We start from the raw sequence: 18,564 nt of genomic DNA, 5'->3' as shown, positions 1-18,564 counted from the left end.
GTGGCGGTGGCCAGCCGGTTGCGCAGCTCCACCGCGGTCAGCGAGTCGAAGCCCAGGTCCTGGAAGGCGTGCGTGGGCTGGACGGCCCGGGGCGAGGAGTGCCCGAGCACGGCGGCGACCTCACCCCGCACCAGTTCCAGGAGGGCGTCGTCGCGCTCGTCCCCGGTCAGCCCGGCGAACCGTTCGACCGGGGAGCCGGCGGCGGCGCGCCGCGCCGTGCCGCGCGGGGTGACGGGGACGAGTCCGCGCAGCAGGGCCGGTACGGCTTCCGCCGCCGGGTCGCGCAGGGCCGTGGTGTCGAGGCGGGCCGGTACGAGCACGGGCTCGTCCGCGGCGAGCGCCGCGTCGAACAGGCGCAGGCCGTCCTCGGTGGACAGCGGAAGGACACCGGAGCGCGCCATCCGGGTCCTGCCCGCCTGGTCGAGGGCGTCGGCCATGGTGCCCTCCTGCGCCCAGGGACCCCATGCCAGCGACACGGTGGGCCGCCCCTGGGCGCGGCGCCGCCGGGCGAAGGCGTCGAGGAAGGCGTTGGCCGCGGCGTAGTTGCCCTGCCCGGGGTTGCCGAAGACGCCCGCCGCGGAGGAGAACAACACGAACACCGTGCGCGGGCCGGTGAGTTCGTCCAGGTTGAGCACGGCGTCGGCCTTGGGCGCGAGGACGGCGGCCAGCCGCCGCTCGGTCAGCGCGGCGATCACACCGTCGTCGAGCACGCCGGCGGTGTGCACCACGGAGTCGACGGGGGTGGTGGCCAGCAGCCGGGCGAGGGCGGCACGGTCGGCGAGGTCGCAGGCGGCCCACGTGGCTTCGGCGCCGAGTGCCGCGAGGTCGGTCAGCAGCTCCGCGGCGCCCGGGGCGTCCTCGCCCCGGCGGCTGACGAGGAGCAGCCGCCGGACGCCGTGTCCGGTCACCAGGTGCCGGGCGAGAGTGCCGCCCAGCGCGCCGGATGCGCCGGTGAGCAGCACGGTGCCGAGAACGGGGGCCTGCTCGTCCGCCGTCGTGGGGGACCCGGCGCGGGTCAGGCGCGGTGCGCCCGGCTCACCCGCCCGGACGACGACGTGGGGCTCGCCGGAGAGTACGACACCGAGCGCGAGCGCGGCGGCCTGGTCCGGGCGGTCGGTCTCGAGCAGCACGATCCGGCCGGGGTGCTCCGCCTGGGCCGAGCGCACCAGCCCGCCCGCCGCGGCGTGCGCGAGGTCGTCGGGGCGCGCCACCAGCACCAGGCGCGACGTCCGTTCACCAGCGAACCAGCGTTGGAGCAGCCGCAGCACCTCGGTGGTGACCACTCGGACCCGCTCGGCCTCGCCCGCCCCTTCGGGGCCGTCGGGGCAGGGCACCACGACCGCATCGGGCCGCGCCGCCCCGTCGGTCTCCGCCCACGCGGCGAGATCCGGGACGTACGCGACCGCCGGACCGTCCGCGCCGTCGGCGGGCAGGGCCAGCGGCGCCGGCCCGACGGTGAACAGCGCGTCGGCAAAGCGTTCGCGCAGCCGCCGGGCCGGCAGGGCACGCAGGGTCAGCGACTCCACGGACGCCACCGGCTCGCCGGTGGCGTCGGCCACCGTCAGGGACACCGCGTCCGCACCGGCCGGCGCGAGCCTGACCCGTACGGTGGACGCGCCTGTGGCGTACGCGGTCACCCCGGACCAGGCGAACGGCAGCAGCGGCCCGTCCGCCGCGGCCACGAAGGAGCCGCCCGCGCCGATCGCGTGCAGTGCGGCGTCCAGCAGCGCCGGGTGCAGGAGGAAGGAACCGGCGTCCGTGCCGTCGGGGAGGGCGACCTCCGCGAACACCTCCTCGCCCGCACGCCAGACGCCTCGCAGTCCGCGGAACGCCGGTCCGTAGGCCAGACCGAGGGCGGCCAGCCGGTCGTAGTGGCCGTCGAGGACGACCGGCGCGGAGCCCGGCGGGGGCCAGGCGGTGAGTGCGGTGCCCACGACGCCTTCGCCGCCTGGGAAGCCTGTGCTGCGTGTGATGCCTGTGCTGCCTGTGCTGCCTGTGAGATCTGGGCTGTTCGTGATGTCTGTGGGGCTTCCGGCGGCGCAGCCGGTCGCGTGGCGCGTCCACGGCAGGTCGGTGTCCTTCTCGGGGCGCGCGTGCACCGTCAGCGGCCTGCGGCCGGTGTCGTCGGCCGCGCCGATCCACACCTGGACCGCGACGCCGCCCTGCTCGGGCATCACCAGGGGTGCTTCGAGGGTGAGGTCCTCCAGCAGTGCGCAGCCGGCCTCGTCCGCGGCGCGCAGGGCCAGTTCGACGAACGCGGTGCCCGGCAGGAGCACGGTGCCGAACACGGCGTGATCGCGCAGCCACGGGTGCGTGCGCAGGGACAGCCGGCCGGTGAGCAGCCGCTCGTCGCCACCGGCGAGGGAGACGGCGGCGGCCAGCAGGGGATGGTCGGCCGAGCCCAGCCCGGCGGCCCGGACGGCACCGGGAGCGGCCGGTGCGCTGTCGAGCCAGTAGTGCTCGTACTGGAAGGCGTAGGTGGGCAGTTCGACGCGCCGGGCGCCGGGGAAGAAGGCGTGCCAGTCCGGGGAGACGCCGTGGACGTGCAGTTCGGAGACGGCGGCGACGAGTGCGGTCCGCTCGGGGCGGTCGGCGTGGAGTGCGGGGACGGTGACGATGTCGTCCACGCAGCCCTGGGCGAGAGCGCTCAGCACTCCGCCGGGGCCGATCTCCACGAAGGTGGTCACGCCCAGCTCGCGCAGGGTCTCGACACCGTCTCCGAAACGGACCGCCTCGCGCACGTGCCGCACCCAGTACTCCAGGGTGTACGGCTCCGCCAATCGGCCCGTGAGATTCGAAACGACCGGAATCCGCGGCTCGCTGAAGGACAGCTCGCCGACGACCGCGGCGAACTCCTCCAGCATCGGCTCCATCAACGGCGAATGGAACGCGTGGCTGACCTTCAGGCGAGACGTCTTACGGCCCGCTTGAGCGAAGACCCCGGCGACCGCCAGGACGGCATTCTCGACGCCGGAGATCACCACGGACCGGGGGCCGTTGACCGCTGCGACTCCCACCTCGTCGGTCAGGTACGGCCGGATCTCGTCCTCGGTGGCCTGGACCGCGACCATCGCCCCGCCAACGGGCAACGCCTGCATCAACGCGGCCCGTGCCGACACCAGCCTCGCCGCGTCCTCAAGCGACAGCACACCCGCCACATGCGCGGCCGCGATCTCGCCGACCGAGTGACCGGCCACGTAATCCGGCGTGATGCCCCACGACTCCAGTAACCGGAACAGGGCCACCTCGACCGCGAACAACGCGGGCTGCGCGCAACCGGTCTGGTGCAGCGACCCGGCATCCACATCGACCGGAGCTTCCAGCAGTGCACACACCTCGTCGTACGCCGCCGCGAACACCGGATACGACGCGTACAACCCACGCCCCATGCCCAGCCGCTGCGAGCCCTGGCCGGAGAAGAGGAACCCGATGCGCCCACCGCTGCCGGCGAGGCCGCGCGCGACGCCCGGGGAAGGGGAGCCGGTGGCCACGGCTCTCAGTCCTTCGGCGAGTTCCTCGGGGGTCTCGCCCTGGACCACGGCGCGGTGTTCCAGGGCCGTGCGCGTCGCGGCGAGTGAGAACGCCACGTCGAATGGCGGGACTTCGGCGTCCGCGCGGGACAGCAGGCGTTCGGCCTGTGCGCGCAGAGCCTGTTCGGTCTTGCCGGAGATCACCCAGGGCACCGGTCCGCCCTCGGCCGGACGCGCGGCCCGGGCGGCGACGGCCTCGGCGCCGGTCGCCTCGGCCTTCGAGGCTTCGGGGCCATCGGTGTCATCTGTGTCCGACGTGCACGCCTCGGCCGACGGGGCTTCCTCGATGATGGTGTGCGCGTTGGTGCCGCTGATCCCGAAGGAGGAGATGCCGGCCCGGCGCGGCTGGTCCGAGATCGGCCAGGGGGTGCGCTCGGTGAGCAGTCGTACCGCGCCCGCCGACCAGTCGACGTGTGGGGACGGTGCGTCGACGTGCAGCGTGGGCGGCAGTTCGCCGTGGCGCAGGGCCATGACCATCTTGATGACGCCCGCGACACCGGCCGCGGCCTGGGTGTGACCGATGTTGGACTTGACCGAGCCGAGCCACAGCGGCCTGTCGTCGGAACGGCCCTGCCCGTACGTCGCGAGGAGCGCCTGCGCCTCGATCGGGTCGCCGAGCCGGGTGCCCGTGCCGTGTGCCTCCACGGCGTCGATCTGCGCGGTGGTCAGCCGGGCGGCGGCCAGTGCCTGGCGGATCACCCGTTGCTGCGAGGGGCCGTTGGGTGCGGTGAGGCCGTTGGACGCGCCGTCCTGGTTGACGGCGGAGCCCCGGACGACCGCGAGGACCTCGTGTCCGTTGCGGCGGGCGTCCGAGAGGCGTTCCACGAGCAGCAGGCCGACGCCCTCGCCCCAGCCGGTGCCGTCGGCACCGGCCGCGAACGCCTTGCAGCGGCCGTCGGGGGCCAGTCCGCGCTGGCGGCTGAACCCGACGAAGGTGGCGGGGCCGACCATCGCGGTGACGCCGCCCGCGACGGCCAGCGAGCACTCGCCGCTGCGCAGCGACTGGACGGCCAGGTGCAGGGCCACCAGGGACGACGAGCAGGCCGTGTCGACCGTGACGGCCGGGCCCTCGAGACCGAAGGTGTAGGCCAGCCGGCCGGAGGCGACACTGCCGGAGGTGCCCGTGCCCAGATAACCCTCCAGGTCTTCGGCGGAGTTCTGGAGGGCGGCGAGGAACTCGTGGTTCATCACGCCGGCGAACACGCCGGTCCTGCTGCCCGCCAGCGAGGCGGCGTCGATGCCGGCCCGCTCGAACAGCTCCCACGACGTCTCCAGCAGCAGCCGCTGCTGCGGGTCCATCGCCAGCGCCTCGCGCGGCGAGATCCCGAAGAGCCCGGCGTCGAACCGTGCCAGGTCGCGCAGGAACGCGCCCTCGCGGGCGTAGCTGGCACCGCGGGCGTCCGGGTCCGGGTCGTAGAGCGCCGCCAGGTCCCAGCCGCGGTCGGCGGGGAACTCGGAGACGGCGTCGCGGCCGGCGGCGACCAACTCCCAGAGGTCCTCGGGCGACTCGACGCCGCCGGGGTAGCGGCAGCTCATACCGATGATGGCCACCGGTTCCCCGGCGGCGTCCTCGTGGTCGCGAAGGCGCCGCCGGGTCTCCTGGAGGTTCGCGGTGACTCGCTTCAGGAAATAACGGAGCTTGTCCTCGTTGGCCACCGAAATCGTCCCTCACCCCTGCGCAGACTTACCGGAATTCGACAAAGGAGCACCGGGACGCGCCGGAGCGGTCAGGAAATCCCGAATTCCTTGCCGAGCAGATCGAATACTTCGTCATCCGTGGCCGATTCCAGATCACTGCCGCCCGAACCATGGCTGTTCTGGTCCGACGTCCTGCCGGACGCACCGGCGGCCGCCAACAGGTTCTGGAGCTTTGACAGGATCAGGTCGCGCGCTCGACTCTCCGACAACTTCGTGACCAATTCTTGTTCGACCCGCTCCAGATCGGCAAGTAGGGAATCCACTAGGGCCGGTTCGGCCGCGTCCGCCGTCTCCGCGCACACATGGAGGGCGAGCAGAGCGGGTGTCGGATAATCGAATACCAGTGTCGCGGGGAGCCGCAGTCCGGTGGCTTTGTTCAGCCGGTTGCGCAGTTCGACGGCCGTGAGGGAGTCGAAGCCCAGGTCCTGGAACGCGTGTTCCGGCCGGACCGTACGATCCGACGCGTGCCCCAGCACGACGGCCACCTCGGCCCGCACCAGGTCCAGCACGGTCTTCTCCCGCTCGGCCGGCGACAGCCCCGCCAGGCGCTCCGGCAGCGGCTCCGTGGTCGATGCGGTGGAGGCGGCAGGGGCGGTGGCGGTCCGCGCGGTCCTGCGGGCGGCGGCGCCCGGCGCGAGGGCGCGGAGCACCGGCGGTGTCTCACCGGCGCGCAGCGCCCCGGTGTCGATCCGGGCCGGGGCGAGCGCCGGCGCGTCCGAGGCGAGTGCCGCGTCGAACAGCCGCAGCCCCTCCTGCGGTGGCAGCGGCAGCACTCCGCTGCGCGTCATCCGCGCCCGGTCGGCCCCGGCGAGGCCGTCCGTCATCGCACCGGCCTGCTCCCACACCCCCCACGCCAGCGAGGTGGCGGGCAGCCCCGCGCGGCGCCGGTACGCCGAGAAGGCGTCGAGGAAGGAGTTCGCCGCCGCGTAGCTCGCCTGGCCGGCGCTTCCGATCACCCCCGCGACGGACGAGAACACCACGAAGGCGGCCAAGTCCCTCTCCCGGGTGCACTCGTGCAGGTTGAGCGCGGCGTCCACCTTGGGGCGGAAGACCTCTCTCATGCGCTCCGGGGTGATCGAGGCGACCACCCCGTCGTCGAGCACGCCGGCCGTGTGCACCACGGCGGTCAAGGGGACGCCGGACAGCACCTCGGCGAGGACGTCCCGGTCGGCCACGTCGCAGGCCGCCCAGCGCACCACGGCGCCCGATGCGGCGAGTTCGGCCGCCAACTCCGCCGCGCCGGGCGCGTCCGCGCCCCGGCGGCTCGCCAGCAGGAGCCGGCGCACCTTGTGCTCGGCCACCAGATGCCGGGCGACGAGCGCGCCCAACGCTCCGGAGGCTCCGGTCACGAGGACCGTTCCCCCGGTCAGGTCAGGGGCGCCGGTGCCGGTCCCGGTGTCCTTCACCAGGCGCGGCACACGGACCTCACCGTCGCGGACCGCGAACTGCGGCTCACCCGAGGCGAGTACGGCGGGCAGTACCCCGACCACCTGGTCGGTGTCCTCGGCCTCCGCCAGCACGATCCGGTCCGGATGCTCCGACTGCGCCGACCGCACCAGCCCCCGCACCGCGGCATGCGCCAGATCATCCGGACGCGTCACCAGCGCCAGGCGTCCCGGGCGCTCATCCGCCAACCACCATTGCAACAGCGCCAAGGTCTCACTCGTGACGCCGTGCACACGATCGGCGGCCTCGGCACCGAGCCCCGCCGGCCCCGGTACGGCCGCGACCACGGCGACATCGGGCAGGTCCGGCTCGGCCGACAGCGCGGCCAGGTCGGCGTAGCACCGTACGTCGAGCACGGCGGCGGTCTCCGTGAGGGTCGCGGGCTGCCATGCGAGGGCGAACAGCGCGTCGTCGGCACTCCTGCCGGAACCGGCCGCCGCGCGCAGTTGCTCGCGCGACACCGGCCGCAGCGACAGCGAGCCGGCCGTGGCCACCAGAGCACCGGAGGCGTCGGCCACGGTCAGCGACACCGCGTCGGTGCCGGTCCGGGACACCTTGACCCGCAGCGCCGTCGCCCCGGCGGCACGGACGCCCACCTCGGACCAGGCGAAGGGCAGCAGGGGCCCGTCGCCGACGGGAACCAGCCCGCCCGCGCCGATCGCGTGGAGCGCCACGTCCAGCAGCGCCGGGTGCACGGCGAACGCGCCCGCCTCCGTGCCCTCGGGGAGGGCGACCTCGGCGAGGACGTCGTCGCCGCTGCGCCACACCGACCGCAGGCCGCGAAAGACCGGGCCGTAGCCCAGGCCCAGCCCTTCCATGCGCTCGTAGAACGCCGTCAGATCGACGGCCTCTGCACCGGCCGGCGGCCACGCGCCGAGATCCGTGCCGTGCGGCGGCTCGGGCAGCTCCTCCCTGAGGAAGCCGACCGCGTGCCGCACCCACGGTGCGTCGTCGGGGGCGTCCTCCGCTCGGGCGTGCACGCTCAGCGCCCGCCTGCCCGGCTCCTCCTCGGCCCCGACCCACACCTGTACGGCCACTCCGCCGCGCTCCGGAACGACCAGCGGCGCCTCCAGCGTCAGGTCCTCGACCTGTGCGCAACCGACCTCGTCAGCCGCGCGCACCGCCAGCTCCACGAGCGCGGTGCCCGGCAGCAGCACGCTGCCCATCACCGTGTGGTCGGCGAGCCAGGGGTGCGTCCTGAGCGCGATCCGCCCGGTGACCAGGAATCCGCCGGCACCGGGCAGTGCGACCACCGCCCCGGCCAACGGGTGCCCCGCCGCACCCAGCCCGAGACCGGTGGCGGCGTCCGCGCCGGTGAACTCCTCGGGGGCGTCGAGCCAGAAGCGCTCGTACTGGAACGCGTACGTGGGCAGGTCGACGCGGCGGGCGCCGGGGAAGAAGGCGTGCCAGTCCACTTCGGCCCCGCGCACGTGCAGTTCGGCGAGCGCGGCGACGACGGCCCGCGGCTCGGGGCGGTCGGCGCGGAGGACGGGGACGGTGACGATGTCGTCCACGCAGCCCTGGGCGAGAGCGCTCAGCACTCCGCCGGGGCCGATCTCCACGAACGTCGTCACACCCAGCTCGCGCAGGGTCTCGACACCGTCTCCGAAACGGACCGCCTCGCGCACGTGCCGGACCCAGTACTCCGGGGTGTACGGCTCCGCCAATCGGCCCGTGAGATTCGAAACGACCGGAATCCGCGGCTCGCTGAAGGACAGCTCGCCGACGACCGCGGCGAACTCCTCCAACATCGGCTCCATCAACCGCGAATGGAACGCGTGACTGACCTTCAGTCGAGACGTCTTTCGACCCTCGTGAGCGAAGACCTCGGCGACCGCCAGGACGGCATCCTCGGTGCCGGAAATCACCACCGACCGCGACCCGTTGACCGCCGCGACACCCACCCCGTCCATCAGGTGGGGCAGGATCTCGTCCTCCGTGGCCTGAACCGCCACCATCGCCCCGCCAACGGGCAGCGCCTGCATCAACGCGGCCCGCGCCGACACCAGCCTCGCCGCATCCTCAAGCGACAACACCCCGGCCACATGAGCGGCCGCGACCTCCCCCACCGAATGCCCCGCCACGTAATCCGGCCTGACGCCCCACGACTCCAACAGCCGGAACAACGCCACCTCGACGGCAAACAACGCGGGCTGCGCCGAACCCGTCTCGTGCAGCCCCTCGGAGTCCACATCGACCGGGGCTTCCAGAAGGCCACACACCTCGTCGTACGCCGCCGCGAACACCGGATACGACGCGTACAACCCACGCCCCATACCCAGCCGCTGCGACCCCTGCCCCGAGAACAAGAACCCGGTCTTCCCCCTGGCGGCCGGTTCGCCCAGGACGAGCCGGGGGGACGGCGCCCCTGCGGCCAACGCGCGAAGTCCTTCGAGGAGTTCGTCACGGTTCTCTCCCACCACGCCGGCCCGGTGCTCCATGGCCGAGCGGGTGGCGGCGAGCGAGAAGCCGATGTCGGCCGGCCGCGACTCCGTGTCCGGGGCCATGGACAGCAGGCGCCTCGCCTGGGCCCGTAGCGCCGCCTCCGTGCGGCCGGACAGCACCCACGGCACGACCTCGCCGGAGTCGGGAGCGGGTGGCAACTCCGCCGCGTCCGGAGCCTGTTCCACGATCACATGGGCGTTGGTGCCGCTGATGCCGAAGGACGACACGGCGGCTCGGCGCGGTCCGTCGTCCGCGGGCCACTCCACGGCCTCGGTCAGCAGTCGTACCGCACCGGCCGACCAGTCCACATGCGGCGTCGGTTCGTCCGCGTGCAGGGTGCGGGGCAGCACGCCGTGCCGCATCGCCATCACCATCTTGATGATCCCGCCGACACCCGCGGCGGCCTGCGCATGCCCGATGTTCGACTTCAACGAACCCAGCCACAACGGCTGTCCCTCCGGCCGCTCCCGCCCGTAGGTCGCCAGCAGCGCCTGCGCCTCGATCGGATCGCCCAGCTGCGTGCCCGTACCGTGCGCCTCCACCGCGTCCACCTGGTCCGAGGACAGACCCGCGTTCGCCAGCGCCTGCCGAATCACCCGCTGCTGGGAAGGCCCGTTGGGTGCCGTCAGGCCGTTCGACGCACCGTCCTGGTTCACCGCCGTACCCCGCACCACCGCCAGCACCCGGTGCCCGTTCCGACGGGCGTCCGACAGCCGCTCCACCAGCAGCATGCCCGCACCCTCGGCCCACCCCGTACCGTCCGCACCCGCACCGAACGCCTTGCACCGCCCATCCGGAGCCAGCCCACGCTGACGGCTGAACTCCACGAACACGGACGGGCCCGCCATCACCGTGACACCGCCGACGAGGGCCATCGTGCACTCGCCGCCGCGCAGCGCCTGGGCGGCCAGGTGCAGCGCCACCAGCGAGGACGAGCACGCCGTGTCCACCGTGACCGCCGGACCCTCAAGCCCGAAGGTGTAGGAGACGCGTCCCGAAGCGACGCTGCCCGCGCTGCCGTTGACGAGATAGCCCTCCAGTCCGGCTGGCGAGGTGCGCAGCCGTCCGCCGTAGTCGTGGTACATCACCCCGGCGAACACACCGGTACGGCTGCCACGCGCCGTCGCCGGGTCGATCCCGGCCCGCTCGAACGCCTCCCACGCCGTCTCCAGCAGCAGCCGCTGCTGCGGGTCCATCGCCAGCGCCTCACGCGGCGAGATCCCGAAGAACTCGGCGTCGAAGTCCGCCGCGTCATGGAGGAAGCCGCCCTCGCGGGTGTAACTGGTGCCCCACTGCTCGGGGTCGGGGTCGTAGAGGTTCTCGACGTCCCAGCCGCGGTCCTCGGGAAAGCCCGAGACGGCGTCACGTCCGGTGAGCACCAACTGCCACAGGTCCTCGGGGGTCTGGACGCCGCCGGGGTAGCGGCAGGCCATGCCGACGATGGCGAGGGGCTCGTCCGCCGCCGCGGTGGCCGCGGAGATGGTCGCCGGCACGGCTGCCGCCGCCTGGCCGGGGCCCGCGACCTCGGCGGTGAGGAAGCGGGCGAGGGCGAGCGGGCTCGGGTGGTCGAAGACCAGGGTGGCGGGCAGGCGCGTGCCGACGGCCGCCGTGAGGCGGTTGCGCAGTTCGACGGCCGTCAGCGAGTCGAACCCGATGTCCTTGAACGGGTCGTCCGTGCCGACCGATCGTGCGCCCGCGTGGCCGAGCACGGCAGCGACCTCGGTGCGCACCAGGTCCAGCACCACCCGTTCGCGCTCGGCCCCCGGCAGCCCCGCCAGCCGCTCACCCAGGGACCCCTTCGGCACACTCCCCGCCCTACGCCGCACCGGCGCGACCCGCACCAGCGAGCGCAACACCGACGGCACCGTCTCCCCCAACCCGCCCAGGTCCAACCGCAGCGGGGCGACCACCGCCCGGCCCGCGCCCAGCGCCGCGTCGAACAGCCGCAGTCCCGCGTCCGCCGGGATGGCGGCGAGGCCCATGCGCTTGATGCGGGTGAGATCGGTGTGGTCGAGGCCCCCGGTCATGGTGCTGTCGCTGTCCTGCGCCCACAGACCCCAGGCCAGCGACGTGGCCCGCAAGCCCGCCGCACGGCGGTGTTCGGCGAGGGCGTCGAGGAAGCTGTTGGCCGCGGCGTAACTCCCTTGGCCCGGTGTGCCCAGGGTGCCCGCCACCGAGGAGAAGAGGACGAACGCGGCTGGGCCGTCGCAGAGTTCGGCCGTCAGATCGTGCAGGTTCAGTGCCGCGTCCACCTTCGGGCGGAACACGGCGTCCAGCCGCTCGGGGGTCAGCGAGCCGATGACTCCGTCGTCCAGGACGCCGGCGGTGTGGACGATCGCGGACAGGCTCTGCCCAGTCCCGGACAGGAGCGCGCGGACGGCGTCGCGGTCGGCCACGTCGCATGCGGCCCAGGTGATGTCGGCGCCCTGCGCGGCCAGTTCGGCGGTGAGTCCGGCGGCGCCGGGCGCGTCGCCGCCGCGGCGGCTGACGAGCAGCAGGCTGCGGACGCCGTGCTCGGCGACCAGATGCCGGGCGAGCAGTCCGCCGAGGCCGCCCGAGGCGCCGGTCAGCAGGACGGTCCCCGAGCCGAGGTCGGGCAGCTCCGGCCGCGTGTCCGGCGCGACGACACGGACCAGCCTCGGCACTCGTAGCTCACCGTCCGAACCCACCCGGGCCTGCGGCTCGCCCGATGCGATCAGGCCGGGCAGCACCCGGCCGAGTCGGCCGTCGGCATCGGCCCCGCCGGGGGTCTCGACCAGCATCACGCGGTCGGGGTTCTCGGTCTGCGCCGAGCGCACCAGTCCGTGGACCGCGGACTGGGCGAGGTCTCCCGTGCGCAGCACGAGGACCAGCCGCGCCGGACGTTCCTCGGCCAGCCACCACCGCAACAGCTCCAGCACGGCGTGGGTGACCTCGCGGACCCGGGTGGCCAGGTCCGCGTCCGCCCCGGTCGGGCAGGGCACGACCACCACATCGGCATCGGCACCCGCCTCCGCGTCCGCCCTCGCATCCACGTTCATGTCCACGTCCGCCCCAGTCGACAGGGCGGCGGACCGGAGGGCGGTGACATCCTCGTACGTCTCGATCCTCATGCCGGCCGGCGCGGGCGGCAGGCCGACCGGCATCCACTCCAGGCCGAGAATCGCGTCGTCGCCGCCGGAACCGGCACGCAGTTGGCCGGCGGACACCGGACGCAGCGCCAACGAGTCGACCTGGGCGACCGGTTCACCGGCGCCGTCGGCCAGCAGCAGCGACACCGTGCCGGTGCCGGTGCGCGAGACCTTCACCCGCAGGCCGGACACACCGGCAGCCACCAGACGCACCCCGCTCCAGGCGAACGGCAACAGCCCGTTCCCCGTGCCGGCCTCGGGCTCGACCTCGCCCAGCCAGACGCTGTGCAGGGCGGCGTCGAACAGGGCGGGGTGCAGGCCGTAGGCGCCCGCGTCCGTCCCCTCCGCGTCCGGCAGTTCGACCTCCGCGAAGAAGTCGTCCCCGTTCCGCCATGCGGCGCGCAGCCCCTGGAAGAGGGGGCCGTAGTCGAGCGCCATGCCGGCGAGGCGGTCGTAGAACCCGTCGACCTCGACCGGCTGTGCGCCCAGGGGCGGCCACGCGGCGAGCGAGCCGACCGGAGGCAGGTCCGTGGCGACGGTCAGCGAGCCGGAGGCGTGCCGGACCCATGCCCGTGCGGAGTCGTCCTCGTCGTCCCGCCGCGAGTGCACGGTCAGCGGCCTGCGGCCCGATCCGTCGTCGGCGCCGACGCGTACCTGCACGGCGACGCCACCGCGCTCGGGCACGAGCAGCGGTGTCTCCAGCGTCAGTTCTTCCAGCAGGTCGCAACCCACGGCGTCGGCAGCGGTGAGCGCCAGCTCGACGAACGCGGTGCCCGGCAGCAGGGCGACCCCGCCGACGGCGTGGTCCGCCAGCCACGGGTGCGTGCGCGCCGAGAGCCGCCCGGTGAGCAGGTGCCCGTCACCGTCGGCCAGCGGCACGGCGGCGCCGAGGAGCGGATGACCGGCCTCGCCCTGTCCCACGGCACGCATGTCCCCGGCGGAGGCGGGTGCGTCGAGCCAGTAGCGCTCGCGCTGGAACGCGTAGGTGGGCAGGTCGACGCGGCGGGCACCGGGGAAGAGGGCGTGCCAGTCCACTTCGGCGCCGCACACGTGCAACTGCCCGAGGGCGAGCGTGATCGCCTGTGGTTCGGGGCGGTCGGAGCGGAGTGCGGGGACGGTGACGATGTCATCCACGCAGCCCTGGGCGAGAGCGCTCAGCACTCCGCCGGGGCCGATCTCCACGAACGTCGTCACACCCAGCCCGCGCAGGGTCTCGATCCCGTCCGCGAAACGGACCGCCTCGCGCACGTGCCGGACCCAGTACTCCGGGGTGTACGGCTCCGCAAGGCGACCCGTGAGATTCGAAATCACCGGAATCCGCGGCTCGTTGAAGACCAGCTCGCCGACGACCGCAGCGAACTCCTCCAACATCGCCTCCATCAACGGCGAATGGAACGCGTGGCTGACCTGCAGACGAGTGGTCTTGCGACCCTGTCGCGCGAAGGTGTCGGCGATCGTCAGCACCGCGTCCTCGGCGCCGGAAATCACAAGGGCCCGGGGGCCGTTGACGGCCGCGACACCGACCCGTTCGGTGAGATGCGGCAGCACCTCGTCCTCGGTCGCCTGAACCGCCACCATCACCCCACCGGAAGGCAACGCCTGCATCAACGCGGCCCGCGCCGACACCAGCCTCGCCGCATCCTCAAGCGACAACACACCCGCCACATGAGCAGCCGCGATCTCGCCGACGGAATGACCGGCCACGTAATCCGGCCTGACGCCCCACGACTCCAACAGCCGGAACAACGCCACCTCGACCGCGAACAACGCCGGCTGCGCGCAACCGGTCTGGTGCAGCGACTCGGCATCCACATCGACCGGAGCTTCCAGCAACGCACACACCTCGTCGTACGCCGCCGCGAACACCGGATACGACGCGTACAACCCACGCCCCATGCCCAGCCGCTGCGACCCCTGCCCCGAGAACAAGAACCCGACCTTGCCCGCCTGGTGAGCGCGCCCGGAGACGACGGTCCCCGCCGGTTCACCGGCCGCGAGGGCCGCCAGTCCGGCCCGCAGCTCGGCCGGTTCGGTGCCGATCACCGCGGCCCGGTGTTCCAGTGCCGACCGTGTCGTGGCCGAGGAGAATCCGGTGTCGACGGGCGAGACGTCGTCGGTGGCGAAGGCCAGCAGGCGCTCCGCCTGGGCCCGCAGTGCCACCTCGCTCTTCGCCGACAGCACCCACGGCACGGGCACCGGCACCGGCACCGGCACCGGCACCGGCACCGGGCGGTGTTCCCCGGCCGGCTGGGCCGCCGCCGTGGGGGGCGCCTCTTCGATGATCGTATGAGCGTTGGTGCCGCCGATACCGAAGGACGAGACCGCGGCCCGGCGGGTCCGCGCGGTGGGGGGCCAGGGCACCGGCTCGGTCAGCAGCCGAACGGCCCCCGCCGACCAGTCCACGTGCGGGGTCGGCTCGTCCACGTGCAGGGTCGGCGGGAGCACCCCGTGCCGCATCGCCAGCACCATCTTGATCACCCCGGCCACGCCCGCGGCGGCCTGTGTGTGGCCGATGTTGGACTTGACCGAGCCGAGCCATACAGGCTGGTCGTCGGAGTGTTCCCGGCCGTACGTGGCGAGGAGTGCCTGGGCCTCGATCGGGTCACCGAGGCGGGTGCCCGTGCCATGGGCCTCGACGGCATCCACGTCCGCCGGAGCCAGCCCGGCCGAGGCCAGCGCCTGCCGGATCACCCGCTGCTGCGCAGGACCACTGGGCGCGGTCAGACCGTTCGACGCACCGTCCTGGTTCACCGCACTGCCCCGCACCACCGCCAGCACCCGGTGCCCGTTACGGCGGGCGTCCGACAACCGCTCCACCAGCAGCAGGCCCACACCCTCACCCCACCCCGTGCCGTCCGCACCCGCCGCGAACGCCCTGCACCGCCCGTCCGGCGACAGCCCCCGCTGCCGGCTGAACTCCACGAACAGGTCCGGCGTGGTCATCACGGTGACGCCGCCGACCAGGGCCAGCGTGCACTCGCCGCCCTGCAGGGCCTGCGCGGCGAGATGCAGCGCGACGAGCGACGAGGAGCAGGCCGTGTCGACCGTGACCGCCGGGCCTTCGAGACCGAACGTGTAGGAGAGGCGTCCGGAGACGACCGAGGCCGCCTTGCCGGTGAGCGCGTACCCCTCGATCCCCTCGGGCGCGTTGCGCAGCCCGTTGGCGTAGTCCTGACCGTTGGTGCCGATGAAGACGCCGGTGCGACTGCCTCGGACGGACGCCGGGGCGATGCCGGCGCGTTCGAACACCTCCCACGCCGTCTCCAGCAGCAGCCGCTGCTGCGGGTCCATCGCCAGCGCCTCACGCGGCGAGATCCCGAAGAGTCCGGCGTCGAAGGCCGCCGCGTCATGGAGGAAGCCGCCCTCGCGGACGTACGTCTTGCCGGGCCGGTCCGGATCGGGGTCGTAGAGCGCGTCGATGTCCCAGCCCCGGTCGGTGGGGAAACCCGACATCGCGTCCCGGCCGGAACTCAGCAGCTCCCACAGCTCTTCCGGTGACCGCGCGCCGCCGGGGAAGCGGCAGCTCATGCCGACGATCGCGAGGGACTCGTCGGCCGCGGCGACGGCCGTCGCCCGCACGGCGTCCGCCGGCGGCCCGGACCCGCCGAGGAGTTCCTCGCCCAGGTGACGTGCGAGGGCGGCGGGGGTCGGATGGTCGAAGACCAGGGTGGTGGGCAGCTTGAGGCCGGTGGCGGTGCCGAGCCGGTGGCGCAGTTCGACGGCGGTGAGCGAGTCGAAGCCGGTCTCGCGGAACGACCGGTCGGCGTCGAAGGCGCCCCTGCCGGAGTGGCCGAGCACGGTGGCGGCCTGCTCGCGGACCAGGTCCAGCAGCATGCGGGCCCGGTCTCCCGGCGTGGCGCCGAGGAGCCGCCGGACCAGCGCGGACGCGGGCACCTCGGCGTTTCGCGCGTCCCGGGCTCGTGCTTCGAGTGCCTGGCGGGCCTCGGGAACGCCGTACAGCAACGGGGAGGGGCGCTGTCCGGCGAAGGCCGGGACGAAGCGGTCCCAGTCCACGTCCGCGACGGTCAGGGATGTCTCGCCATGGGTCAGCGCGCCGTGCAGTGCGGCGATCGAGGGCGGGGCGGCGATGGGCCGTACGCCGCGCCGCCGCAGGTGGTCGCCGGCGGCGCCGTCGGCCATGCCGCCGTCCGCCCAGGGCCCCCAGGCGACGGCCAGCGCGGGCAGGCCCTGCGCCCGGCGGTGCTCGGCGAGGGCGTCCAGGAAGGCGTTCGCGGCACCGTAGGCGCCTTGGCCGCCGTTGCCCCAGACACCGGTCATGGAGGAGAAGAGCACGAAGGCGTCGAGGTCCGGGCGGTCCCGGGTCAGTTCGTGCAGATGGCGTGCCGCGTCCACCTTGGGGCGCAGCACGTGGTGAAGGCGCTCGGGCGTGAGGGATTCAACCAGGCCGTCGTCGAGTACGCCCGCGGTGTGCACCACGGCGTCGACGGGGTGCCGGGCGAACAGGCCGGCGAGCGCGTCGCGGTCGGCCGCGTCGCACGCGACGACGGTGACCCGCGCCCCCAACTCCTCCAGCTCCGCCGTGAGTTCTGTGGCGCCCGGGGCGTCCGGTCCCCGGCGGCTGAGGAGCAGGAGGTGCTCGGCCCCGGCCCCGGCGAGCCAGCGGGCGACGTGCCCGCCCAGCACCCCCGTGCCACCGGTCACGAGCACGGTGCCGCGCGGTGACCAGGGTGCGTCGCGCGGTGCCGTGCCCTGCGGGGCGCGGACGAGGCGGCGGGCACGGACCCCGAAGGCGCGTACGGCGAGCTGGTCCTCGTCGGCCTGGCCCAGCAGGCCGGCCAGTCGCTCCAGCGCGCGGGGCCCGGGTTCGGCGGGCAGATCGACGAGCCCGCCCCACCGCTGCGGCTGTTCCAGGGCGACGATCCGGCCGAGGCCCCAGAGCAGGGCCGAGCCGGGGTCGGTCAGCGGGTCCGTCGGGCCGGTCGACACCGCGCCGCTGGTCAGGCACCACAGCGGTGCCTCGATCCCGGCGTCGCCGAGCGCCTGGACGAGCAGGACGAGCCGCTGGAGGGCGTCCTCCCCCGCGTCCCCCGGTGGCGCGGCGAACAGGATGCCGCCGATCCGCTCGTACCCGCCGTCGGCCAGTGCGCGGGCGAGCGTGTCGCGGTCGGTGTCCTCGGCCATGGCGAACGGTACGAGCGCCAGGCCCAATCCGGTGAGCCCGACGCGGATCTCCTCGGTCCAGGCGGTCTCCCCGGAGGCCACGTGGAGCCAGGTCCCGGAGGGGACGGCACCGACCGTGCCGCCGAGCGGCTGCCAGGTGATCCGGTACCGCCGGCCGTCCACGGCGGACCGCTCGCGGCGCTGCCTGCGCCAGGCGGACAACTTGGGCGCGACGACGTCCAGTTCGGCGGGCTCCAGCCCCAGGAGCGCGCCGAGAGAGGCCGGGTCCTCGCGCTCGACCGACTCCCAGAACTCGGCGTCCTCCGGAGCCCCGACGGTCGCCGTCCGGGGGACATCGAGCCAGTGGCGCTCGCGCTGGAAGGGGTAGGTGGGCAGGTCGACGCGGCGGGCGCCGGGGAACAGCGCCCGCCAGTCCGGGGAGAAACCGTGCACGTGCAACTGCCCGAGGGCGAGCATGAGCGCATGTGGTTCGGGACGGTCGGCGCGGAGGACGGGGACGGTGACGATGTCGTCCACGCAGCCCTGGGCGAGAGCGCTCAGCACTCCGCCGGGGCCGATCTCCACGAACGTCGAGACACCCAGCTCGCGCAGGGTCTCGATCCCGTCCGCGAAACGGACCGCCTCGCGCACGTGCCGGACCCAGTACTCCGGGGTGTACGGCTCCGCCAGACGGCCCGTGAGATTCGAAACGACCGGAATCCGCGGCTCGTTGAAGACCAGCTCGCCGACGACCGCAGCGAACTCCTCCAGCATCGCCTCCATCAACGGCGAATGGAACGCGTGACTGACCTGCAAGCGGGAGGTCTTACGGCCCTCGTGAGCGAAGACCTCGGCGACCGCCAGGACGGCATCCTCGGCACCGGAAATCACCACCGCCTGCGCACCGTTGACCGCCGCGACGCCCGCCTCGTCGGTCAGGTACGGCAGGATCTCGTCCTCCGTGGCCTGAACCGCCACCATCGCCCCACCCACAGGCAACGCCTGCATCAACGCGGCCCGCGCCGACACCAACCTCGCCGCATCCTCAAGCGACAACACCCCGGCCACATGCGCGGCCGCGACCTCCCCCACCGAATGACCGGCCACGTAATCCGGCCTGACGCCCCACGACTCCAACAGCCGGAACAACGCCACCTCGACCGCGAACAACGCCGGCTGGGTCGAACCCGTCTGGTTCAGACCCTCGGCATCCA

General features: G+C 73.7%; 2 protein-coding genes. Both read right to left on the bottom strand.

The genetic code is table 11. The annotated features are described in order from the left end of the window. A partial coding sequence (locus FRZ03_RS08345; protein WP_146464528.1) for a type I polyketide synthase occupies window positions 1-5,186 on the bottom strand: 5,186 nt, incomplete at its 3' end. 71 nt (window positions 5,187-5,257) lie between these two features. After that, on the bottom strand, window positions 5,258-18,564 hold a 13,307-nt coding region (locus FRZ03_RS08340; RefSeq protein WP_261398727.1), incomplete at its 5' end, for a type I polyketide synthase.

The organism is Streptomyces misionensis, assembly GCF_007896895.1.
In the GTDB taxonomy this organism is placed as follows: Bacteria; Actinomycetota; Actinomycetes; order Streptomycetales; family Streptomycetaceae; genus Streptomyces; species Streptomyces misionensis_A.
The sequence above is the reverse complement of the archived record's forward strand: the minus strand, read 5'-3'. Positions and strand labels throughout refer to the sequence as shown.